The 22427-nt window shown below is 64.7% G+C and carries 22 protein-coding genes and 1 pseudogene; 9 read left to right on the plus strand and 14 right to left on the minus strand.

The features are described 5' to 3' along the window. The first annotated feature begins 15 nt into the window (after positions 1-15). From DCO45_RS18220 to DCO45_RS18250, 7 genes are all read left to right on the plus strand, one after another. A complete protein-coding gene (locus DCO45_RS18220; RefSeq protein ID WP_116927151.1) occupies positions 16-684 on the plus strand; it encodes a CMD domain protein in 669 nt (222 codons plus the stop codon). An 11-nt stretch (positions 685-695) separates the two neighbouring features. Next, positions 696-1292: an alkylhydroperoxidase domain protein gene (locus tag DCO45_RS18225; RefSeq protein ID WP_116927221.1), complete on the plus strand. Its 597-nt coding sequence runs from the start codon at positions 696-698 to the stop codon at positions 1290-1292. 218 nt (positions 1293-1510) lie between these two features. Beyond that, positions 1511-3655: a tripartite tricarboxylate transporter substrate-binding protein gene (locus DCO45_RS18230; protein ID WP_116927152.1), complete on the plus strand. Its 2145-nt coding sequence runs from the start codon at positions 1511-1513 to the stop codon at positions 3653-3655. A gap of 205 nt (positions 3656-3860) precedes the next feature. Then, positions 3861-4946 (plus strand): acyl-CoA dehydrogenase family protein, encoded by a 1086-nt coding sequence (locus DCO45_RS18235; protein WP_116927153.1) that lies wholly within the window; start codon positions 3861-3863, stop codon positions 4944-4946. Then, complete coding sequence (locus DCO45_RS18240; protein ID WP_116927154.1) at positions 4943-5749, plus strand: ABC transporter ATP-binding protein; 807 nt, start codon at positions 4943-4945, stop codon at positions 5747-5749. Before DCO45_RS18235 ends, DCO45_RS18240 begins: the two co-directional genes overlap by 4 nt. Before the next feature lie 39 nt (positions 5750-5788). After that, positions 5789-7009, plus strand: coding sequence for an ABC transporter substrate-binding protein (locus tag DCO45_RS18245; RefSeq protein WP_116927155.1), 1221 nt, complete (start codon positions 5789-5791; stop codon positions 7007-7009). Further along, entirely contained in the window at positions 7006-7785 is a 780-nt protein-coding gene (locus tag DCO45_RS18250) for an ABC transporter permease (protein WP_232539415.1), read from the plus strand. Before DCO45_RS18245 ends, DCO45_RS18250 begins: the two co-directional genes overlap by 4 nt. 37 nt (positions 7786-7822) lie before the next feature. Here the strand turns inward: DCO45_RS18250 and DCO45_RS23380 are convergent, their stop codons facing one another. From DCO45_RS23380 to DCO45_RS18280, 8 genes and pseudogenes are all read right to left on the minus strand, one after another. Beyond that, a complete protein-coding gene (locus tag DCO45_RS23380) occupies positions 7823-8458 on the minus strand; it encodes an ATP-binding protein (protein WP_347707650.1) in 636 nt (211 codons plus the stop codon). Between the two features lie 150 nt (positions 8459-8608). Beyond that, positions 8609-9916 (minus strand): annotated as a pseudogene (locus tag DCO45_RS23270) (histidine kinase dimerization/phospho-acceptor domain-containing protein); the annotation flags it as partial. A gap of 151 nt (positions 9917-10067) precedes the next feature. Beyond that, positions 10068-10904: a response regulator gene (locus tag DCO45_RS18260; protein ID WP_116927157.1), complete on the minus strand. Its 837-nt coding sequence runs from the start codon at positions 10902-10904 to the stop codon at positions 10068-10070. 502 nt (positions 10905-11406) lie between these two features. Further along, a complete protein-coding gene (locus DCO45_RS23035; protein ID WP_165841228.1) occupies positions 11407-11571 on the minus strand; it encodes a hypothetical protein in 165 nt (54 codons plus the stop codon). A 61-nt stretch (positions 11572-11632) separates the two neighbouring features. Then, positions 11633-12838: a low temperature requirement protein A gene (locus tag DCO45_RS18265; RefSeq protein ID WP_116927158.1), complete on the minus strand. Its 1206-nt coding sequence runs from the start codon at positions 12836-12838 to the stop codon at positions 11633-11635. A gap of 27 nt (positions 12839-12865) precedes the next feature. After that, positions 12866-13135: a hypothetical protein gene (locus tag DCO45_RS18270; protein ID WP_116927159.1), complete on the minus strand. Its 270-nt coding sequence runs from the start codon at positions 13133-13135 to the stop codon at positions 12866-12868. A 238-nt stretch (positions 13136-13373) separates the two neighbouring features. Then, entirely contained in the window at positions 13374-14150 is a 777-nt protein-coding gene (locus DCO45_RS18275; protein WP_116927160.1) for an SDR family oxidoreductase, read from the minus strand. Between the two features lie 201 nt (positions 14151-14351). Continuing rightward, positions 14352-15275 carry a LysR family transcriptional regulator gene (locus tag DCO45_RS18280; RefSeq protein WP_116927161.1) on the minus strand — a complete coding sequence of 308 codons (924 nt, stop codon included), beginning with the start codon at positions 15273-15275 and terminating at the stop codon, positions 14352-14354. 65 nt (positions 15276-15340) lie between these two features. On the opposite strand from DCO45_RS18280, the gene DCO45_RS18285 reads away from it, so the two are divergent. Next, positions 15341-15958 (plus strand): LysE family translocator, encoded by a 618-nt coding sequence (locus DCO45_RS18285; protein WP_116927162.1) that lies wholly within the window; start codon positions 15341-15343, stop codon positions 15956-15958. Positions 15959-15974: 16 nt separating this feature from the next. Here the strand turns inward: DCO45_RS18285 and DCO45_RS18290 are convergent, their stop codons facing one another. Together DCO45_RS18290 and DCO45_RS18295 are read right to left on the minus strand one after the other, a co-directional pair. Continuing rightward, positions 15975-17456: an IPTL-CTERM sorting domain-containing protein gene (locus tag DCO45_RS18290; protein ID WP_165841229.1), complete on the minus strand. Its 1482-nt coding sequence runs from the start codon at positions 17454-17456 to the stop codon at positions 15975-15977. Between the two features lie 278 nt (positions 17457-17734). After that, positions 17735-18055, minus strand: a complete 321-nt coding sequence (locus DCO45_RS18295; RefSeq protein WP_116927164.1) for an FHA domain-containing protein — start codon at positions 18053-18055, stop codon at positions 17735-17737. A 320-nt stretch (positions 18056-18375) separates the two neighbouring features. On the opposite strand from DCO45_RS18295, the gene DCO45_RS23040 reads away from it, so the two are divergent. Further along, the gene (locus DCO45_RS23040) at positions 18376-18516 is read left to right on the plus strand and encodes a hypothetical protein (RefSeq protein ID WP_165841230.1); all 141 of its coding nucleotides are present in this window, start codon (positions 18376-18378) and stop codon (positions 18514-18516) included. A gap of 341 nt (positions 18517-18857) precedes the next feature. Here DCO45_RS23040 and DCO45_RS18300 read toward each other — a convergent pair whose 3' ends face one another. The 4 genes from DCO45_RS18300 to DCO45_RS18315 form a co-directional block, all read right to left on the minus strand. Next, positions 18858-19727 carry an anti-sigma factor gene (locus DCO45_RS18300; RefSeq protein ID WP_116927165.1) on the minus strand — a complete coding sequence of 290 codons (870 nt, stop codon included), beginning with the start codon at positions 19725-19727 and terminating at the stop codon, positions 18858-18860. Between the two features lie 2 nt (positions 19728-19729). Next, entirely contained in the window at positions 19730-20272 is a 543-nt protein-coding gene (locus DCO45_RS18305; protein WP_116927166.1) for an RNA polymerase sigma factor, read from the minus strand. Positions 20273-20321: 49 nt separating this feature from the next. Continuing rightward, entirely contained in the window at positions 20322-20696 is a 375-nt protein-coding gene (locus DCO45_RS18310; protein ID WP_116927223.1) for a hypothetical protein, read from the minus strand. A gap of 153 nt (positions 20697-20849) precedes the next feature. Then, on the minus strand, positions 20850-22397 hold the full coding sequence (locus DCO45_RS18315) for an IPTL-CTERM sorting domain-containing protein (RefSeq protein WP_165841231.1): 1548 nt from the start codon (positions 22395-22397) through the stop codon (positions 20850-20852). Positions 22398-22427 lie beyond the last annotated feature (30 nt).

Consider the following 22427-nt stretch of genomic DNA (forward strand, 5'->3'; position numbering starts at 1 on the left):
TGGAGTGAAGACGTTATGACTTCTGCATGGAACCCATCGCCTGGCGATGATGTGATTGACCAGCTCGCCGGCATAGCGCCGGGCAGCCATCTGGATGCCGTGCGCCGCCACCGCCTGCAGGCGCGCGAGCAGGCCCAGCAAAGCTTTCTGGCGCTGTTGGCGCCGCGCGCGCCGCTCAGCAGCGATTGGCCGCTGGCAGAGCGCCTGGCCGTCGCCGCCTTTGTGGCCGGCCTGCACCAGCAGCCGCAGGTGCAGCGCTTTTACCGCGATGCGCTGGCGGCCCAGGCCAGCCTGGCGCTGGGCAAAGCCGTGGATGCCGAAGTGGCACAAGGCCTGGCCCGGGGGCCTTACGGCCAGTACCCGCAAGGCCCCTTGAGCGCCGAAGACCAGGCAGGCCCGGTCTATGCGGTGGGCGCGCAGAGCCGTGCCGTGCTGGGCGAGCGCCTGTCCGCCGGCCTGGCGCATGCGCATTTGCTCGCCTTCCATCCCCGCGATGCCCAGCCCGCGCATCTGCAGGCCTTGCTCGATGCCGGCTGGAGCGAGACCGACATCGTGGTGCTGTCGCAGCTGGTGTCCTTCCTGGCCTTTCAGATCCGCGTGGTGGCGGGCCTGCGCCTGTTGCAGGCCCATCCGGATCCAGCCACATCCGCCCAACAACCCACCGCCGAGGAAAGCGCAGCATGAGCAAGCACACCCTGCACTACCCGAACAGTACCGCGCCCCAGGTCTTCACCCAGGCCCAGCTGGACTGGCTGCCCTGGATTGAACCGCTGCCCGAGGCCGAGCTGACCCCCAGGCATTTTGACGGCCTGGTCGATGCATCGCGCGCCAAATCGCCGTACTTTCGGTTGCTGGCGCGCGATCCTGACACCCTGGGCGCGCGCACCCGCACCGACAAGGATATCTTCTACAACCCCGAGGGTGGCCTGCCCCGCGCCGAGCGTGAGCTGGCCGCTGCAGCCACATCCCGCCTCAACGGCTGTATTTACTGCGCCTCGGTGCACGCGCGCTTTGCCTCGCATTTCTCGCGCCGCGAGGAAGTTGTGCAAAAGCTGCTGGATGATGGCGTGCAGGCCGATCTGGGCCCACGCTGGAATGCGATTGTTGCCGCCTCGGTCGCCTTGACCGAGACCCCCCTGGCGCTGGATGCTTCGCATATCGATGGCCTGCGCCAGGCCGGGCTGGATGACTATGCGATTGCCGATGCGCTGCAAGGCGCGGCCTTCTTTAACTGGGCCAACCGGCTGATGCTGAGCCTGGGCGAGCCTGCGCTGGAGACGGCGCCGGCCTAGGCTGGCTGAGCGCTGCGAACAGGGCCACTGCGCAACAGGGCGCAGACACCCAGGGCTGCTTCTTGACGAGGCCGCTGCCGGGCGGCAGAAGAAAAAGCGGATACTTTGGCGCTGTATCCCTTTTGGTCCATGGCCTCCATGCTCTTTCCTCTGCATCCTTCTAGTTGCGATATGCCGCAGCAGCTGTCCGTGCCCGGGCGGCGGGCCAGGGGCTCGGTATGAGCGCCTTGCAAGTCTTGCGCGCCTGGCTGGGGTTGCTCGCGCTCAGCCTGGGCCTCGCCGGTGCCCAGGCTGCACCGCCTGACACCCAGGATCTGTATGCCCACCCCGAGCGCGCCTTGCCGATGCAGCAGCACTGGCAGATGCAGCCGGTGTCGTCGTCTGCGCCACCCTGGGCAGAGATCTTCATGTTCCAGACCCGCTTTGATCCCCGCCTGGTCGATCGCCTGCGCTGGCTCAGCCTGAACCCCGACCCGCACACGGCACTGTCCCCCGCCTTGTTCGATGCCCTGGACGGCCGCACGCTGTTTCTGGCGCCGTCCGCGCGCAGCCTCTGCAATGGACGCTGGCAGGTGCTGCGGGTGGAATCCATCAGCAACTCCAGCGTCAACAAGGTGCTGCAGCCCGCTACCAAGGTCTGGCTGGTGCAGCACAAGCCAGGCGGCACACTGGAGGCCACCACCGCCTACGGGCGCCTGGATGCGCAAGGCCATTGGGCCGTGCCGCCGCTCACCTGCGACGGCAGCACCACCAACGCGGTGTTCTCTGCCGATGCGCTCGCCTATCTGATGCCGGACGATGCCCAGTCCCTGCCCTCGGACCTCCAACTGGACCTGGTGTATGCACAGCCGGGCCTGCGCGATGCCCGGGGCCGCTGGCTGGCGCCAGTGCCGCCCAGCGATATCACCACGGCGCAGTGGATGGACTACAAAAAGCAGATCGTCACACCGGGCTCGACCGGCTCGGGCCTGATCGATCCGCAAGGGCGCATGGTGATTCCGTTCATCTTTGGCAAGCTGCCCGATGCGACGGCGCAGCGCCGCATCCAGCTGTGCAGCAACGCCGGGCTGCGCCTGCTGCGCGATGCCCAAACGCCCCGGGTGTGCCGCTGGCAGCGCCTGCAGCGCAGCCAGGGCGGCGAGGCGCTGCGCCCCGCCAAGGATGCGGCGACCGGGCGCTGGGGCTACCAGAATGCGCGCGGCCACTGGGTGATTGCGCCGCAGTTCCACGAGGCGCGCCGCTTTCGCCATGGCTACGCGGTGGTGGCGGCGCCGTTTGCCGAGGACTGGCGCCCGCCCGGCTGGCAAGACGCGTGGCCGATGGTCCGGCAGTACTGGCGCATGGGCCGCTATTGGGTGGCCGAGGCGCTGGTGCGCAATCCATCGACCGCCGGGCAGTGGGCCATCCGCTATGGCCTGATGAACGATGCCGGCCAGTGGCTGGCGCCGCAGGCGCAGCTGCCGCTGCAGATCACCGTGCCATCGCCCGCCGGTGGCCGCAATGACCACTATGCCCAGATGCTGGCCACCCATTTGCCGGCGCTGCTGGGCCGCCAGGTCGAGGTGACACATCTGCCCGATGCCAGCGTGGCCGACTACGAGCGGCTGGCCGCCCAAGGCGGCGAGCGCCAGGTTCTGTTCACCGCCATGACCCTTCCGCGCGGCGGACTCCCGGGCCTGCACCAAGGACCCCCCATCGATACGGCGCTGCGATCGCTAAAGCCGGTGACCCTGGTCGCGTCGCAGCCCTTGGTGCTGGCCATCGACAGCACCCAAGCCGATGCGCTGGGCATCCATAGCACCGATGATCTGCTGGCCTATGCCCGTGCCCACCCGGGCCGGTTGCGGGTGGGTACGGGTGAGGATGGCTGGATCGGGCAGCTGGCGTTGGCCCAGCTGCTGGCGCGCAGCGGCGTGGACCTGCAGCGCGTGGTGTTTCCCGGCCGCTACCCCGACTCCGATGTGGTGACGAAGGCGCATGCGGTAGAGCTGGTGCTGGCGCCTGTCAATGGCGTAGCCACCGCGGTGCGGCGCGGCCAGCTGCGGGTGCTGGGCACCACGGCCGACCCGGCCCATCCGCAAAGCCTCGATGGCATCACCTGGCCCACGCTGGGCGCCCATGCCTTGCTGGCCGGTTTGGCGGTCTACGACCAATTCGCCCTTTGGGCCGCTGCCAACTCTGATCCCGCCGCCAACCGCGAACTGCAGCAGGCCATCGCCCAGCTGCTGGCCAAGCCCGAGGTTCAGCAGCAGCTGCAAGAGATCCAGGCCGTGGGCGGCGGCGGCTCGCCCGAGAGCCTGCTGGCGCTGGAGGCGCAGATGCGCGAGCAATGGCTGCGCGCCCAGGCCTTGACGGCGCCGTGAGTGTGATGCAGCTGCGATTGGTCAAATAAGCCTATAAGGCAGTTGCGTTAGACTGCAGCATCCTTGCGCGGGGCCTGCCCGCGCTCCCACCATGACTTTTTGCCGGTCCGGCGACTGACCATGCGACGCGTGCTCTCCAACCGCTCTCCTGGGCGGGCTGCGGCAGCCGGTGTGTCTGAGACGACCGTGCGGGCCTCCCAACACGATGAGCACTTCCTCTCCCTTGCTGACCGACAGCGCAAGAACCGATATCGCACAGCGCGCCTATGTGCTCGATACCCAGGCCGAGCTGGCCAGCACCGTGCTGCCGATGCTGGCCCACCATGACCTGCTGCGCACTGGCCTGCCGGTCGCGCAAGGCGGCCATGGCGGTGATGTGCGCGATGCGATTGCAGCAATCGCGGAGGTCGCCAGCCTGTCGCTGACGACGGCCTTTGTGTTCTGGAGCCAGCGCGCCTTTATCCACTACCTGCAAGCCAGCGGCAATGAGGCCGCGCGCGAGCGCTGTTGGGATGCCTTGCTGCGCGGTGAGATCGCGGGCGCAGTGGGCCTCTCCAATGTGATCAAGTTCCTCTCGCGCATCGAGGCCTTGCAGGTGCAGGCCAAGCCACAGGCGCAAGGCTGGAGCCTCGATGGCGTGCTGCCTTGGGTCTCCAACGTGCGCAGCCAGGGTTTTGTCGTGGCTGTCGCCGTGCAGCCCGAAGGTGGCGGCCTGCCGATGGTGATGGCGCTGGAGAGCGGGCTGCCTGGCCTGGTGCGCTCGCCCGATCTGGACCTGCTGGGCATGCGCGCCAGCAATACCGCAGCGCTGCAGCTGAACCAGGTGACGGTGCCAGCGCATGCGCTGCTGGCCCAGGCCGGGCCGCCCTACCTGAAGGCCGCGCGCCCAGGTTTCTTGGGCATGCAATGCGCGCTGTCGATCGGCCTGGCGCGGGCCGCGCTGCAGGCCGCTGCCCAGGGGGGTGGCGCGCGTGGCCCCTTGCACGGACGGGTGGTGGAGGCGCAGAAGCTGCTGGGCCAGATCGAGGCCGAGCTGCTGGACGGTGTGCTGGGTGACCGCTGGGTTGCTGATGTCAGTCCCTTGTTTGCATTGCGCATGCGCCTGGCGGGCCTGGTGCAACAAGCGCTGCAGCTGGAGCTGCAAGCCACCGGCGGCCGCGCCTATCTGCAGGACCAGCAGCCCGATTTTGGCCGCCGCTGGCGCGAGTCGGCCTTTATCCCGATCGTCACGCCCAGCCTGACGCAGCTGGAGGGCGAGCTGGCCCAGCATGCCGCGCAGGTGTCGGCATGACGGCAGCCCTTGCACCCCGCCAGGCCTTGCAGGGCCGGGGCCTGGCCTATGGCTACCGGGCCGGTCAGCCGGTGTTTGCCGGTATCGATATCGATATCGACAGCCAGGAGATTGTGGCGCTGCTGGGCGGCAGTGGCTGCGGCAAATCGACCTTGCTGCGCACGCTGGCGGGGCTGCAGCCGCCCGATGCGGGAACCCTGCAGTTTCTCGATGCGCCTTTGCGGGCGCCGCACCCGCGCGCGGCCGTGGTGTTCCAGCAGGCCAGCCTGCTGCCCTGGCTGAATGTGCAGGACAACGTGGCCTTTGGCCTGGACTTCAAGCACCAGCCCCAGGCCACGCAACCGGTGATTGCGCAGCGCGTGCAGGCCAGCATCGAGGCCGTGGGCCTGCGCGGCAAGGAAAAGCTTTTTCCGGCCCAGCTCTCGGGCGGCATGGCCCAGCGGGCGGCGCTGGCCCGGGCGCTGGCGCGCGAGCCGCGCCTGCTGCTGGCCGATGAGCCTTTCTCGGCGCTCGATGTGCTCACCCGCAGCGACATGCAGGCGCTCTTGGTGGAGGTCGTGCACCGCTGGCATACCGCCGCGCTCCTGGTCACCCACGATATCGACGAGGCCCTGCTGGTGGCAGACCGGGTGCTGCTGATGGGCAGCACACCCGATGTGCAAGCCGGCGCTGGCCGCATTGTGCAGAGCTGGCGCATCGACATTCCGCACCCACGGCGCATGGACGACGAGCGCGTCGCTGCGATGCGGCTGGAGATCTTGCATGCATTGCAAAGCCTGCGCGGGCAGGCCACGGCCGTCTGACAGACCTGAGACACCCCCCAACGACGAGGAGAGAGAACCATGACTTACCAACACATTTGCGCCTCCAGCCACTGCGACTGCGGCATCAGCCGGCGCGACTGGCTGCGCATTGCCGCCATCAGCGGCGCAGCGGCCACGCCTTGGCTGCGCGCGGGCGATGCCTTCGCACAAAAGTTCAAGGGCGACGATGTGCCCGTGCGCATCGGCTACCTGGCCATTACCGATGCCACCCCGTTCTTTGTGGCGCACAGCCGCAAGCTGTTTGAGGCCGAGGGCCTGCAGACGGAAAAGCCGCGCCTGTTTCGCAGCTGGGCGCAGCTGATCGAGGCCTTTATTGCCGGCCAGGTGAACGTGGTGCACTTGCTGTCGCCCACCACCTTGTCCGTGCGCTACGGCTCCAAGTTTGGTGCCAAGGTGGTGGCCTGGAACCATATGAGCGGCTCGGCCATCACGGTGGCCCCCCACATCAACAATGTGGCCGATCTGGCGGGCACCACGTTTGCGATTCCGTTCTGGTACTCGATCCACAACATCCTCATCCAGCAGGTGCTGCGCAAGAACGGGCTCACGCCGGTCAGCAAGCCCAAGGGCACGGCGCTGGGCGCCAAGGAGGTGAACCTGGTGATCGTGCCGCCCGCCGAGATGGTGGCCGCGCTGGCCTCCAAATCGGTGTCCGGCTTTATCGTGGCCGACCCGTTCAACGCGGTGGCCGAGACCATGGGCGTGGGCAAGGTGGCGCGCTTTTTGGGCGATATCTGGAAGGACCATGCCTGCTGCCTGGTGACCTTGTCCGAGCGCGACATTGCCGAGCGCCCCGAATGGGCCCAGCGCGTGACCACGGCCATCGTCAAGGCGCAGCTGTGGACGCGCGACCACATGGGCGAGACGGCCGAGCTGATGTCCAAGGACGGTGCCAACAAGTACACGCCGCACCCGCTGCCGGTGCTGCAAAAGGTGTTTGACCTGAAGGACTTCGAGCAGTACCGCGCCAAGGGCGTGCTGCAGCACCCCGAGTGGAACCAGCGCCGCATCGATTTCCAGCCCTATCCCTTCCCCAGCTACACGCAGGAGCTGGTCAAGGCCATGCAGGGCACCTTGATGGAAGGCAATGTGGACTTTATCCGCGAGCTGGATCCGGCCTTTGCTGCCAAGGACCTGGTCGATGACCGCTTTGTGAAGCAGGCGCTCAGCCAGGTGGGTGGGCTGAAGGCCTTTGGCCATGCCGATGACTTCAGCCGCAAGGAAGTGATCGCCGCATGATGCAGGCTGGCAAACGCTGGGCGGCGCGCCTGGCCTGGCCGCTGCTGGGCATGGCCATCACGCTGGCGCTGTGGGCGGTGGCGGCCCGGCATCTGTCCGATGTGGAGGCCATCCGCGCCGCCTTTGCGCCGCAGGCAGGGCTCCAGGCGCTGGTGCATCTGCTGGGCAGTGGCGAGCTGTGGCCGCATATCCGCATGAGCCTGGAGCGCATTGCCATTGCGCTGGCCCTGGCGCTGGCCATCGGTGTGCCGCTGGGGCTGTGTCTGGGGCTGTCGCCGCTCTTTGCGCGCATCAGCGGGCCCACTTTTCAGTTCTTGCGCATGGTCTCACCGCTGTCGTGGATGCCGCTGGCGGTGATGGCGCTGGGCGTGGGCGAGGCACCGGTGATTTTCTTGCTCAGCTTTGCCACCGTCTGGCCCATCATGCTCAACACCGCCGCTGGTGTGGCTGCGCTGGACCCGGCGTGGATGCGGCTGGCGCACAGCCTGTCGGCCACGCGCTGGGAGACCATTGCCCGCGTGGTGCTGCCCGGCTGCATCAGCCATATCCTCACCGGTTTTCGGCTGGCGGTGGGCATTGGCTGGATTGTGCTGGTGCCCGCTGAAATGCTGGGCGTCTCCAGCGGCATGGGCTATTTTGTGCTGGACACGCGCGATCGCCTGGCCTACGACGAGCTGATGGCCGGCATTGTCGTCATCGGCTGCCTGGGCTTTGTGCTCGACTGGCTGGCCCGGGCCCTCAGCAGCCGCTGGACGCAGCGCGGCCAGCAGGGCTGAGCGCCTGCCCCGCCGCTGCCAGCCTCGCTGCTCCTAATCAGTGCGGCGCGCTGCTGGCGCCGCGCTTGCTGCGCAGCGCCAGTTGGTGGATGCCGGCAAAGTCAAATTGCTCGAGCCGGTCCAGCAGCTGGGCGGTGAACAGCGCATGGGCTGTGTGGTCGGTGTGGCGGTTGATCCAGCCTTCGATATCGGTGAGGCGCCCATGCAGGGCCAGCTCGGCGAGCTCATCGAGCGCTGCATCGCCAGGGGTGGCTATCGCAGCGACGGGCGCCAGCGCTGCGCGGGCCGGCTGCCCCGGCTGCGCCGTGGCCGCTGCGCCGCCGCCGTCGATGATCGGCACGGACAGCTCAAAGGAAAAAGTGGTGCCCTGGCCGGCGGCGCTGCTCACCTCCAGGCTGCCGCCCATCGCCATCAGAATGCGCTGCGAGATGAACAGGCCCAGGCCCGTGCTGCCGCCCTCGGCCTGGATTTGCTGGAAGGCGTCAAAGATATCGGGCTTTTGGGCCAGATCGATGCCGATGCCGGTGTCGGCCACGGCCACATGGAGCACGCAGAACTCGCCCTCCTGGCGGGCGTTGACCGACAAGGTCACGACGCCATCGCGGGTGAACTTGGCGGCGTTGGACACCAGGTTCAGCAGCACCTGCTGCAGGCGCTTGCCGTCCATCGCCATGCGCCGGGGCAGGGCGCCGCTGACATGGCTGTGGAAGTGGTTGTTCTGCTGCGAGCACAGTGAGACGGCGTAGTCGGAGATGTCGTCCAACAGCGCCTGCAAATCGAGGGGCGCGGGGCGCACGGCCAGCGGTTGCAGCTCGGACTTGGCATATTCCAGCAGCTCGTCGATCAGGTCCAACTGGTACTTGACACTGCGCTGGATGGTCTTGACCAGGCCCTGCTGCTTGTCCGGGGCCTCTGTCAGTAGCAGATCCGAATAGCCCTTGATCGTTGCGAGCGGCGCGCGCAGGTCATGGCCGATATAGCCCAGCACTTCCACCTTCTGGCGCTCCTTGGTTTGGGCATCGCTCAGCGCCGTGCTCAGGTCGGCATTCAGGGCCGACGTGACCATGGCCGCGTACTTCTCATCCTGGCGGCGCACCACCATCTGGCCCAGGATATGGCAGGACAGCAGGATCAATACCGTACCGACAGCGGCGACCAAAATGGCGGTCCACAGGTGCTGCTCGCGGATGGCCGCCAGGGGCTCCAGCGACGCCAGGGTCAGCAGCTGGTATTGCCGGTTGTTCAGCGGCTGGCGCTTCATCACATAAGGCGTGCCGTCGATCAGCCATTGACCCTCCATGCCTTTGGCCGCGATGGGCTGGATGTCCATGGCATCACCGAGTTCTTCGCCGTCCTCATCGTCCGAGGGGTGCAGCACGCCGGCGGGCAGCATGGCCGCCACATTGCGCAGCATGAAGGGCTCGGACGAGCTGGTGGTCACGCGCCCCTGGCGGTTGACGATCAGCGCAATATGCCGGCCGGTCAGGTAGTGCGCCATATCGGGCGCATCGAACTTGACGGTGACGGAGCCCTGCACGACATCCTGGGCATCGTCGATGCGGCTGGCGACAAAGTAGGATGGGGTCTTGTTGATGCGCGCAATACCAAAGGAATGGCCGCTGCCATCGCGCAAGGCATTGTTCAGGTAGATGCGGCCCGAGTAGATCATGCCGACGATGCTGTCGGGTGCAGCCCAGTTGCTGGCCGTGATCGTGTCGTCGGACAGGTTGTTCTGGTAGATGCGGGCATAGCGCAGGTCGGCCCCCAGCGCGTCCATGAAGTCGCCTACCTTGCGCACCAGCGGGTCGGTGGTGAACTGGGCCGCGCGCTGCTGGCGGGTCAGCGCTTCGAGGCCTGGCGGGTCCTCGCGGTAGCGCGTGGCCAGCTCAATCACCTGGCTTTGGCTGGCCACCATATTGGCCACGCTCACCATCTGGGTAAAAAGCCGGTCGACCACGCGCGCCGTGGTCTCGGCTTCGTAGGCGGCGCTGGAGGCCTGGCTCTGGGTCCACTGCGTGGCCACGCGCTGCGATAGCCACCAGCCCAGACCTGCCACCAGGCAGAGCCAGAAAAGCACGAGCGCAACGGTGGCGCGGCGCACCAGGGGCAGCATCTCCCGGCCGCGTTTCATCGCAGCGGGTGGATTGCTGGCAGCAGCGCTGCTTGGGTCAGCGAATGGCGAAGGCGGGGCAGGTATGTCCATGGTTTTGATGATGCGCAGAGTCAGGTAGCACAGGCCACGGGTGCAGGTCACCGATGCCGAGGTGGGTAGGGCGCAGGCCTCAACGGAACTTGGAAGCGACCAGGTTTTGCAGCACCTGGGGATCGGCCTGGCATTCGCTGCGCAATTGGGTGGGCGATTTTTGCCAGAACTTCTTGAACTCGGTGGAGAAGTTGGCCGAGTTCAGATAGCCCACTTCCAGCGCCACATCGGCAATGCTCAAGGTGCTTTGGGCCAGCATCAGCGCAGCTCGGCGCATGCGCTCCTGGCGGATGAATTCAAAGGCCGACAGGCCGTCGCTGGACTCGAACACCATGTTCAGGCGCCGCATGGACAGGCCCAGGCTGGCGGCGACGTCCGAGCTTTTCAACTCGGGGTTCTGGATATTGCCCAAAATGTATTCGGTCGCCACCTGCTTGAGCGTGAGGTTGGCCGGAGACTGGCTTGGCGGCGCGGCGGCTCCGTCTGCCTGCCCGTCCGGCCCATCCTGGCCTGGCGGCAGGTTGTGCCGGGCCAGCATCAGGTGGATGCGCACGCGCTCCTGGATCTCTTCGACGAAAAAGGGCTTGGTGATGTAGTCCACGCCACCGGCGCGCAGGCCCGAGAGCCGGTCGTCCTGCTCGATGAGGGCCGACAGAAAAATGATCGGAATGTGCTGGGTCGCCGGGTTGGTCTTGAGCAGGCGCGCGATCGTGATGCCGTTGCGCCCAGGCATGCGCACATCGAGCAAGATCAAATCGGGCAGCAGCACCGCAGCCCGCGCATAGCCTTGGTCGCCATTGAGCGCGACGCTGACCCGGTAGGAGGTATTGCGCAATGCGGCGACCAGCAAACGTAGCTGGTCTGGATCATCGTCCACGATCAACACATGTGGAGACTGGATATCTGCATTGCTCATAGCTTCTGTAGAACCTTGATACACCTTTAACGGTTGTCAATTGTCACACATGGGGTCTGGTGTCTTGCTTGTTTGTTTTAAATCAATGTTAACTCCAGCATCCATGATAGGAGCTTCACAACGCCTGCGAAAACGGGGTTTGGCTCTATGAGTACAGCTGTTTTGGTCGCTTTTCGCTGGTTTTTTTTAAATGTCTTTGGTATGTTTTAAATTTCTTGAGCTTTATAGATCAATTGGATAACAAAAAATGTTACCTATTTCCAGTCCTGAGGGGGCCGTGCCGATCTCAGCGCTGGCCGAGGCGCGGGTGGGCTGCTTGCAACGGGGCAGACGCTGCAAAACCGCTGACGAGCAGTTGGGCACGGGGCCGCATCCCACCCCCAACGCATCCTTTGCTGGCGAGCCTGTGTGCTTGGCCCAGCGAGGGCTTGCACGATCGGGCGCATGCCACTGTCGCCCGCTCCCGTGCCCAGGTCAATGCGGGGGCTTTTGCACAGGGCCCCTAGTGGTGGCCATGCTCGGCGACCGTACCAAGGCGCTGGCGACGCTTGGCCGCATGGGTGTCCCACAGCGCCACGCCCAGGATGAGCAGTGTCGTCAGCCAGCCCAGCACCAACAGATTGCAGACCTGGCCTAGAGTCACCAGCACCAGCACCAGCAGCATCAAGGCGCCCCCCAGTGCGACGCGGGGGGCGCGCTATAGACCGTCTTCTTATAGATGGCACTGCCTAGTGGTGGCCATGCTCGGTGACCGTACCAAGGCGCTGGCGACGCTTGGCCGCATGGGTGTCCCACAGCGCCACACCCAGGATGAGCAGGGTCGTCAACCAGCCCAGCACTAACAGATTGCAGACCTGGCCCAGAGGCACCAGCACCAGCAGCATCAATGCGCCCAGCCAGTGCGATGCGGGCAGCGCGCCATAGACCGTCTTCTTGTAGATCGCACTGCCCAGCAAGTAGATGGCGGGACCGGCGAGCAAGATGGCGATCTGCGGCGCCGCAGCGAGCGCATGGGGGTGTGCCAGCACCAGGTCGTTGCCCACCGCAGAGGCAATCACCCCGGCGATCAAAATGGCGTGCACATAGTGGAAGTAGGCGCCAATGCGGCCCGGATCAGCGGCGCGGGTGATGGCCTCGGTGGCATCCTGGCTGGAGGTGCCAAAGTACAGCCACCACATCGCCAAGGTGCCGATAAAGGTGGCGCCCAGCGCCATCAGCACATCCCACTGCCAGGTCTTGGTATCGGCCAGCGTGGCGCCGCTGGCCAGCAGCGTCTCGCCCAGTGCCACGATCACGAACAGCTGGCAGCGCTCGGCCATGTGGCCGCCCTCGATGGTCCAGTCCTGCGTCTGGCTGCGGCCCAGGCCCGGCAGCGCAAAGCCGAACATCGGTGACACATACTCGCACAGTACGGCCACCAACCACAAAAGCAGGCGCAGTTGCGGGTCCGCCAGCCCTCCCGCAATCCAGAACACGGCAGAAATACAGACCCAGCCGAGCATGCGGCTGAAGTTGTGTGCCAGCGGGTGCCAGGCCGGCAGCTGCGACCAGATGAACGCGGTGCGTCCCACCTGCATGGCCACATAGGCCAGCGCAAAGACCAGCCCGCGCTCGGCAAAGGCTTCGGGAATGCTGGAGGCCATCAGCAAGCCCAGCAGCATGGTGGAGAACAGCATGCCGCGGATGCGGGTTTTCTGCGGGTCGAACCAGTTGGTGACCCAGCAGGTGTACTGCCAGCCCAGCCAGACGGCAAACCAGAGCACCAAGGTCTGTGCCACGCCCATGAAGCTCAGATGGTGCAGCAGCTCATGGCTCAGCTGGGTGACGGCAAACACATAGACCAGGTCAAAGAAGAGCTCTTCATAGGTCACGCGGGCGTGGTGACCGTCACGCTGGCGCAGCAAGGGATGGGAAAAGGCGGGAGTTATCGGCATGGCAGATCTGCAGTGGCTGGCAGGCCCTCAGGCCTGCGAGAGGATGCGGGTGACAAAGGCGGCCAGCAGCACTGGCACCATCAGCACGATGAGCAGGATCAGCGCTTCGTCGCGTACGCTGTAGCCCGCCTGGGTGACGCCGACCCACATATTGGTGCAGGCAATGAGCAGCCACACCGGCATGAACAGCTTGGCCGCCACCACCATGCCTGCCGTGCTGGCCGACCACAGCCAGCCAAACAGCACAAACACGGCGAGCAGCAGCAGGCCCCCGCCCGTGACCATCAGTACATGCATATAGAAGCTCTCAAAGATTTAGGAATCATGGCGGCGCTGGTGCACAGCAAGACTGGCGCTGCAAACCCATTGCCCGTGGAGGTACAGGGATAGGCATCAGCGACACCGCGTTTTGTGGCGGGCCATAGCCCTAGCCTCAGCCCCGCAAGACCAAGCCCGCGTTGCGACCCAGGCCGGCGCCAGCGCTGCTCCCGGGCGCCTGCCATGCAGCGCGCGGCAGGCACCCAGCCAGCATCTTTTACTTCGTGGTGTAGCCGCCGTTGATCAGGATCGTCTGGCCGGTGATCCACCAGCCATCGGTGACCAGATGGCGGATAAAGGGCACGACATCCTCGATATCGGTGAGGCCCGTATTGCTGAAGCCCGACAGCGCAGCGGCTGTCTTGTGGTAGGCCACCGCATCGGCCCCTTCTGCGGGGTAGAAGAAGTTGGTGTCCATGGGGCCGGGGCCGACGGCAGTGACCGAGATCCCGCGTGCGCCAAACTCCTTGGCCGCTGCACGGGTGTAGTGCTCGACAGGTGCCTTGGTGCCGGCATAGGACGAGTAGAACGGGGTGAAGGCCCCCAGCAGCGAGGTCACCAGCGTGACGATCTTGCCGTTGTCATTGAGGTGCAGGCCCGCTTCCTTCAAAAAGAAAAACGCCGCCTTGCTGTTGGCATTGGACATCTCGTCGAACTCGGCCTCGGAGATATCGACCATCGGCTTTTTGAGCACCTTGCCGACGGTGTTGATGGCGATATCGGGGCGGCCCAGTGCCGCCACCGTGTCTGCAAACAGCTTTTGTACGGCAGCTGCACTGTTCAGGTTGCCTTGCAGTGCGATGGCCTTGGCGCCCAGCTTCTCCACCGCTGCCACGGTGGCCAGTGCTTCATCACGGCTGGCGGCGCTGTTGTAGTGGATGGCTACAGCTTTGGCGCCTTGGCCGGCCAGATCGCGGGCAATCAGGCCACCGAGGTTTTTGCCTCCCCCTGCAATCAGAACGACTTTGTCTTTGACGGTGTGGGCTTTGCGCATGCTGCATCTCCAAATGAGTGATGGGAATCGATGGGTATCACAGTGGAGATTTTTATTGCCTTATTCAATCGTCTGAATTTGCAAAACGGATGAAGCTTTTGCTAAAACAGCGATTGGTCATTGATTTTTTGTATGCAAGGACCATGGCGTTCATCCGGGGCTTGCCGGCAATGCGCGCTGGATGGCCATGGCCCGAACGGGCTAGGCCATGGATCGCAGCCACGCCAGCAGGTGGTGCTGCACACTGCCTGGCAGCAAGGCATGGGGCGAGAGCAGGCAATACTGCGAGCCGTCCTCGACAAAGCCCAGCGGGGCGACGAGCAGACCGTGGTTAATGTCGTCCTGCACCAGATGCCAGGGGCCAATGGCGACCCCGACCCCGGCAATGGCCGCTTGCAGGCTGAAGTAGAAATGCTCCAAGCTTTGCCCAGTGGCTGCGGGCAGCGGCCGGCCCGTGGCTGCGCACCAGTCCCGCCAGGCGCCAGGGCGTGTGCGGGTATGCAAGGGCACGGCCTTGGCCTGGAGTGCCGCGCTGCGCGGGCCCGTACGGAACCAGGCCGCTTGCTTGTCCGGGCGGCAAACCGGGCCGATACGTTCTGCAAACAGGGGCTCGGCATGGCAGCCTGGGGGCCAGGCAAAGTCATCCCGGCGAATAGCGAGGTCGATACCGCTGGCAAAGGAGAAGGGGCCGCCACCGGCGACCAGGTGCAGCTCCAGCCTGGGATGGCGCGCCTGGAAATCCGGCCAGCGCGGAATCAGCCAGCGCATCAGCAAGGTGGGCTCGCAGGACAGCACCCAGCGCCGCTGCTGGCGCGCGCGGGCGCGCAGACCGGCAATGCCCTGGCGCATCAGATCCAGCCCCTGGCTCACGGCCTGGGCCAGTGCCCGGCCCTCCGCCGTGAGAAAGACGCGCCGGCTGCGCCGCTCGAACAGCGCCAGGCCCAGGTCGTCTTCGAGCAGCCGCACGGCGCGGCTGACGGCGCCATGGGTGAGGTGCAGCTCGTCTGCAGCGCGGCTGAAGTTCTCCAGCCGGGCGGCGGCTTCAAAGCAGCGCAGCGCCAGCAAGGAGGGCAGGCGGCTGTCAGTGAATGGTGAGTCTGGCTCACCATGGCTGTCAGAAATCATCGTTTTTCATGGCGCAGTATTGCAGGCACCATGCGTGTAGTTGTTACTGTTGCACAGGATACGCGATGACCGAATTGTTAGCTGTTATCACCATCACCTTGCTCGCTGTCATCAGCCCGGGGCCCGATTTTGCGATGATCACGCGCAACAGCCTGCTGCTGTCGCGCCGCGCCGGCGTGCTGACCGCTGTGGGCATTGGCTTGGGCGTGCTGGTCCATGTGGCCTACACCTTGCTGGGTCTGGGCCTGCTGATCCAGCAGTCGCTGTGGCTCTTCAACGCGATCAAGCTGCTTGGCGCGGCCTATCTGGTCTACCTGGGGCTAAAGATGCTGCGCAGCCAGCCCGTAGGGGATGCACCGGAGGTGGCTGTAGCACCGCTGTCCGATGCGCAGGCGCTGCGCACCGGCTTTCTGACCAATGCGCTCAATCCCAAGACCACCGTTTTCATGGTGAGCCTGTTTTTGCAGGTGGTGCAGCCCCGGACGCCACTGGCGCTGCAGCTGGGCTATGGCCTCTTTATTTCGGTCGCGCACATGACCTGGTTCAGCCTGGTGGCGCTGTGCTTCTCGGCGGGCGCTGTGCGCAGCCGCCTATTGGCGGCGCGCCACTGGATCGACCGCGCGTTTGGTGGTTTGCTGGTCGGCTTTGGCGTGTTGCTGGCGCTGTCGCGCGGCACGCGCTGAGCGCGCGACCTTGCCATCAACGCGTGTAGCGGAGGCGGCGCTGGCGTATTCCAAACCATCCCAGCAGTACTGCCAGCAATGAGAGACTGTATGCGCCCAGCGTCGGTACTGGTGTGGGCGTTGCCGCCACGGCATTGGGCTGTGGCGCGGACACGCGCACGGTGGCCGTCGCGCAGACCGCCTGGTTGGGCGCTGCCAGGCAGATGTTGTACTGGTAGCTCACCGGGCTGGTCAGCCCACCCGCAGGCGGCACATAGGTGCAAACGCCCGCCGTGCAGCTGACGGTGCCCGTCGTGGGTGGCGTGACGAGGGTGACGGAGGCCGGGTCCACCACCCCACCGGTGCTGCTGTCGTTGGTGGCCACCGGCGTTGCAGCGCTGGCGGTGTTGCTGGTCAAGGTCACCCCATCGTCCTGCGCTGTGATGGTAGGGGGGACCAGCGAGAGATCCGCCGTGTTGTTGGTGCTGATCGGATCGGCAGGGCTGCCTGCTTGGGGCTGTGCGGTCACGGTATGCGTGCTGGCTGCCGTGATGCCCGGGCCAGTCCAGGTCACGGTATAGACGGCAGTCTCGCCAGAATTCAAAGCTTGAACCACGGCGCTGATGGGACCACTGCCCGAAGCGGTGGTGCAAGGCGCGCCAGAAGGCTGCAATGTGCAGGACCAGTTCGCGGTTGCGCCATTGGCCGTCGTTGGCAAGGGGTCCGACACGACGGCGCGGGTCGCGTCGGGGCCGTTGTTGTAGACGTTGAAGCTGTAGCTGTAGTTGTTCTGGGCGCCCGCGGGCACGGCGGCGACGGCGCTGGCACTGACGATGATTTCCGCCAAGGTCTGGCGGCTCATCGTGAACAAGGTGTCGTCCCAGGATGCGCGCCCATCGGTATTGGTTGCCGTGCGGTACAGGTAAAAGCGCAAGGCGTAGGGGGTGCCAGGTTGCAGCGTGATGCCGGAGCCAGGGCCGTCCGGGGGGCGGACCAGTTGGAAATCACCACCGGACACCGTGCTGACATCGTCTATCTGCTGCACCAGCGTGCCGACCGGACTGCCGCCAGCGTCGACGACGTAAGCGGCATAGCCAAAGGCGCGCGGGTGCGCGTTGTTGTTCAGGTTCCAGCGCTTGGCCGTGACGACCGTATTGACATAAAACAACGCCGCCGATGCTGTCGCATCCGCATACTGCATCGTGCCGGTGGTGAACGGGAACTCGATGTACTGCTGGGCGGCTATTGCCGCAGCGGCCGTATTGTTCGCAAGGCCGGAGATGACCTGAAAATCGGGGTAGATGGGGTCGGGGCTGGCGCTCAAGCCTGCGCCAAAGCGCTGCGGGCCCGTGCTCGACAGGAATGTGCTGTCATGCGTGGGGCCCGAAACCGGCGTGGCGCCCGTACTGCCTTCTGCCGAACCTGGATACCAGTCCTGGGTCAGCGTGCCTGGCGGGCGATTGCTCGTCCAGCCTGCGTCCCAGCTGTCGATGCCGGAATCGGTACTGGGGGCAAACACATACTGCTGCGCTAAGCAGGGGCCCGCTGCGCTGGCAAGCCATAAGGCGCCGATGCACGATACAGACTGGTTTTTTGCACGAGCAAACAGAGATGGCATGGTCGGATCCTTGGGGCAGCAGGGACCCTCGTTGATTTCTCAGCCTGTCGTGGAAAAATAGAACATGTGGATGGTGTTGAGAAAGGCTGCTGACCACCTGCGTTGAATCTGCCAGGCGGTGGCCTGTGCCTGCGCTGGACCCAGCCCCGTTGGCCAGTAGCAGCAATCGCTGGCGGCGATCATGCGGCATCAGGGGGCGGAGCCGCCGATCCCTTCTGGATGTAGATCTCGATCGGCCCCACTGTCACCCGGTCGCCTGTGTAGAGCACCTGGCGCTTGACCTTGGTGCCGTTGACGAAGATGCCATTGGTGCTGTCGTGGTCCTCCACCACCAATACCCCGATGTAGTAGCTGAATGCGCCATGGTCCCTGCTGACACCCTGGTCATTCAGGCGCAAACCACAGCCCTGACCACGGCCAATCAGGGTCTGACCTTTGCCCAGTCTGAGCTGGCTGGGCGATGAAGATTGGGGTGATCGAACCTGGATAAGCGCTGGCATGGAAAACCTCCCACCGTGGAAGGCCAACCTGGGAATACAGACCCTGGTGGCTATCTTGAGACCAGGGATTCTGTATGAAATTATTGAAATGGATTGTCAGCAATCTCTAACCTGGGCCGCTGCAGATCGGTGTGGCCAGTCCGTGGAATTTCTGCGTTTTGTTTGCAATTAATTACAACCATGACGGCGCCGAACCGGGCCGGTGGCTTGACTTTGCGCAAGCAAGGCTTACATTCTTAAATCATTGACTGAATCGATTGAAAAGTCTTATGTGAAAGGAGTTGGGTATGCAAAACCAGCCATCATTTCCGATGCTGACCATGCCGACTCGTCCGCTGGTGGCCCATCGCGGCGAGAAAGCGAAGCGCTATGTGCCTTCGGTCTCCACCGACATCAGCAAGACTTTCGAGAAGTACCGCCGGCTGGCTGCGATGCAGCATCCCAAGCCCCTGGGGGATTGATTCGGTTTCCAGCCGCGCGCATGTGGCTCACTCCCAGTCCCACAGACGTATTGCATGCGCCGCCTGCAAAGGCAGCGGCTTTATTACAGCAAAACGCCCCAGCCTGATCGCCCGTTGGCAGCATCACTGGCGGCGGGCTCTGAGCGCAGCATCTGCAGGCTGTGTCACTGCGCGGGCGGCAGATTTCTGCCCGCCTTATCGGCACAAAAATGGGCTGCCCAGCGGGCGACTGCGGCTCGTGCCCAAAGGCCGGGGGGGCGTGCGCATGGTTCTCGCCCTGGCGATGCAAAGGCCGGAGGCTATTTGGATGGTGTCGCAGTTGGCAGCGATGGTGCGGCCATTCAGTCCTGCTGCAGATGCTGGTAGACCGCCTGCGAAACACGCATCAGCTCGGCCCGGTCGGCATCTGACGCTAAGGCGTAACCCAGGTGGTTCTCCACCCAGTAGAAGACGTTGACAGGGCCGTCCTGGCCAAACTTGAACTGCGCATCGCTCTGGCTGCTCACCTCGCGGGTCACATACAGGGTCAGGCGCAAGCCCGCCTCGGTCTCGTACATGAATTGCGCCACCGGCCCGCTGTCGCCGGGCAGCAGGCGGCCGCCCATCAGGCGGTAGCCCAGCGCATTGAGTGGCGGTGGGCGCACCTGGGTGCCCATGCGCTTGGTCAGCCAGGTGACCAGCGCCTGCTCCTGCTCGGCGCCAACCTCCACCGGGCGCCGCACATCGGGGCTGTAGACCACATGGGCAATCGCGGCGCGCTGGGCAAAACCGCTCAGGGCGCTGCCGCTGGCAGGTGGCAGCGGGGGCTGGGCGGGTCGCGGGCTGTGGGCTGCGGGCTTGCCCGCCATCGCGAGCTGGACGGCCCTGGCATCGACTGCGCCGCGGATCGACCAGGCGGCACCGGCGCTGATGACCGCCACCAGCACGCCGGCGGCCAGGCTGCGCCAGGGCAGGCTGCTGTGTGTGGGGCGCAGCGGCAGGCCCATCGGCAAGGGCTCGTCCATCACGGGGGCCAGCATCTCGCGCAGCCGCGCATTCTGCTGCAGCCAATCCTGCACCCGGGCGCGCTCTTCCGGGTGCTCGTGCAGGTAGTGCTCGACCTGAAGGTGGCGCGCGCTGGGCAATTGCCGGTCCACATAGGCATGCAGATCGGCTTCGGTCACCGGCGGCATGGGACTGGCGTCCAGGGCTTGGAGGTTGGGCTGGTCCATGGTCACTTCACCCGTTGAATTCTTTGCGCTGCATGGCTGACTTTGTCCTGCTCCTTGCGCTGGCTGGGGCTGGCCATCTCGTCGCGCAGCCGTGCGCGCGCCCGCGACAGCCGCGACATCACCGTGCCCAGCGGCACGCCGGTGATCTGTGCCACCTCCTGGTAGCTCAGCGCCTCAACGCTGACCAGCAGCAGCACCTCGCGCTGCTCGGGCGGCAGGCGCTGCAGCAGCCGGTCGAGGTCACGCACTTCCAATGCATCGGTCTGCTGGGCCCGCTGGGGCAGCTCAGGCAGCTCGTCGCCTGCGCTGTCTTCGGGCCGGCTGCGCTGGGCGCGCAGCCGGTCGATGAAATGGTTGTGCATGATGCCGAACATCCAGGCGCGCAGCTCATTGCGCTTTTGCCACATCGACAAGCGCGACCAGGCGCGCTCCAGCGTGTCCTGCACCAGGTCATCGGCGCGGTCCGGGTCACTGACCAGCCCGCGCGCATAACGCCGCAGGCTGGGGATGCAGGCCACAATCTCCGCTTCGTCCTGTGCGCGCATGGGGGCAGTGGGGTCCGGGGTGAGGAGGGGAATCAGCAGCAGCCAGCGCTTACTTGACGACGTGCCAGACGTCCTTGAAGTTGTCGCCCGTGGCGTCGCCAGCCTTCTTGTCTGCAGTATAGGTATAGAGCGGCTTGCCCTGGTAGGCCCACTGCTTGCTGCCGTCGTCGCGGGTGACGATGCTGTAGTCGCCTTCGGGCTTGGCATCGGCCGCCGCAGCATGGGCAGGCCACAGTGCGATGCAAGGGCCGTTGCACATGCTCTTGTTGCTGCCGGCCACATCCTTGTCAAAGGTGTAGAGCGTCATCCCGCTGGCATTGACCAGCATGCCATGGGCCATCTTGGCCGCCGGCTCGGCCTGGGCCAACGGGGCCAGCAGCGCGGCCAGAGACAGAGCGATCAGGGATGCATAAGGGGTTTTCATGGTGACCATCTTTCAAGGTTGGGTGGAGGAGCACCTCTGTAGACGGATGGCCTGCCGGGATTATTCCCGGCATGCTGAGAATTTTGATGGCGCGCAGTTTGCGCTGGTCTGGAGCGCTGAGGCGACGCCCAATCTTCAGACCTTATGGACCGCTTATAGCGACCAGGCCTTGAACCGACCACGGCCCCGCGCCATGCCCAGCAGTGCCAGCAAGGCCGACAGCGCCAGAAGACCCCAGGTGCCCAGGCCAGGAACAGGCGTCGGCGTTGACGCCACGGGCGCTGCCGTGATGGTAATGCTGAAGCTCTGCGTTGCGGTATGGACAGCCGCCGCCTTATCAAAGGACTGTTGCGCGCTTACGCTGTCCGTGACCGTGATGCTGAACTCTTCCGTCTGCACCGTAGTGGGCGTTCCGCTGATCACGCCGGTATTGGTGTTGAGACTGAGGCCTGCAGGCAGGTTACCGCTGAGTGCAAAGCTGTAGGGGAGCAAGCCACCACTGACTTGTATCGGTGCGTTGTAGTTCTGGCCTATGGCGCCTTGGGGCAAAGTAATGGTGGGACCGGCGCCAGAAAAGAGCAAATCTGCGCTGGGGATGACGGCAACGCTTGCAGCTGAGGCGGCGCTGCCGCCGCCCGGATTCTTGGCCACCACCGTAAAGGTGTAGGGGGTGCCGTTGGTCAGACCGGTGATCAGGCAGCTTGTCGACACCGATGTGCAGCTGCCCTGGGGCAGACCCGTCACAACATATTCCGTGATGGCCGAACCATTGTCTGCAGGTACGGACCAGCTCAGCTCTACCTCTGCATTGCCTGCAACGGCCGAAGTGATGGTCGGGGCATCAGGAACCGGCGCTGCTGCAACAAGCGTATTGTTGGATGTGCCGACGATGCCGGGGACGACTGTATCTGTAGCTACGATAGTTTGTGTACCTGTGGTGAGGAATGTTGCCGAGAATGTGCTCTGGCCATTCACCAGTGTTGCACTGGCGGGCAGCGTCGCAGCTGCATCCGAGCTGGAAAATTGCACCGTACCGGTATAGCTCGGCACTTGGTAACCTGCGGCATCGACGGCGGTCACGCTGAAATCGAGCGCCGTGCCTTGGGTTGCGGTGGCAGGTGTTTTGACGGCAAGGCGGCTGGCGGGGCCCACGACTTCGTAGTGGATGGCACCGTTCCAGACCCGAGGTTGGTATACCGCTCCCGTGTTGTTGGTAAAGGGGTATTCCATACCGCCTCCCTCGAAAAATGACAACACACTGTCTGAAGCAAAAAGCGCTCCCACATTGCTGCCATCGCTGTAGTTCAAGCTGACTTCGGTTGATGTGGAGGTGATATAGAACGCATATGTCTGATTGGCAAGCAGGCTTAAAGGGGTGTCCAGTGCTACCGGTACACCTGTACCTGACACATTTGCCGATACCGGTCCTGTTTGCAGCAAGGTCCAGTCAGCAGGCGAATTGGCATGGCCTACCCAGGTGCCGATCCTGTAGTAGATTTCATAATCCGTATTTCCCATCGGCGACATATCAAACTGCGTAATGGCAATGGCCTGGTTGGCCATGACATCGAACATATTGCCTCGATGGTTATTGCCTGCGTTATACGTGGTCGTCAGTGTGGCTGCATGGGCAAGCGCAGTACATAAAAGTGCGATGAGAAAAAGCGATGCGCGCCGCAATATGTGAAGGGATGTGTGCATGGCAAGGGCCTGGTCAAAATGGTCGGTGGT

Origin of the sequence: Comamonas sp. JNW, from assembly GCF_003105075.1 — a bacterium.
Classification (GTDB): Bacteria; Pseudomonadota; Gammaproteobacteria; order Burkholderiales; family Burkholderiaceae_C; genus Comamonas; species Comamonas squillarum.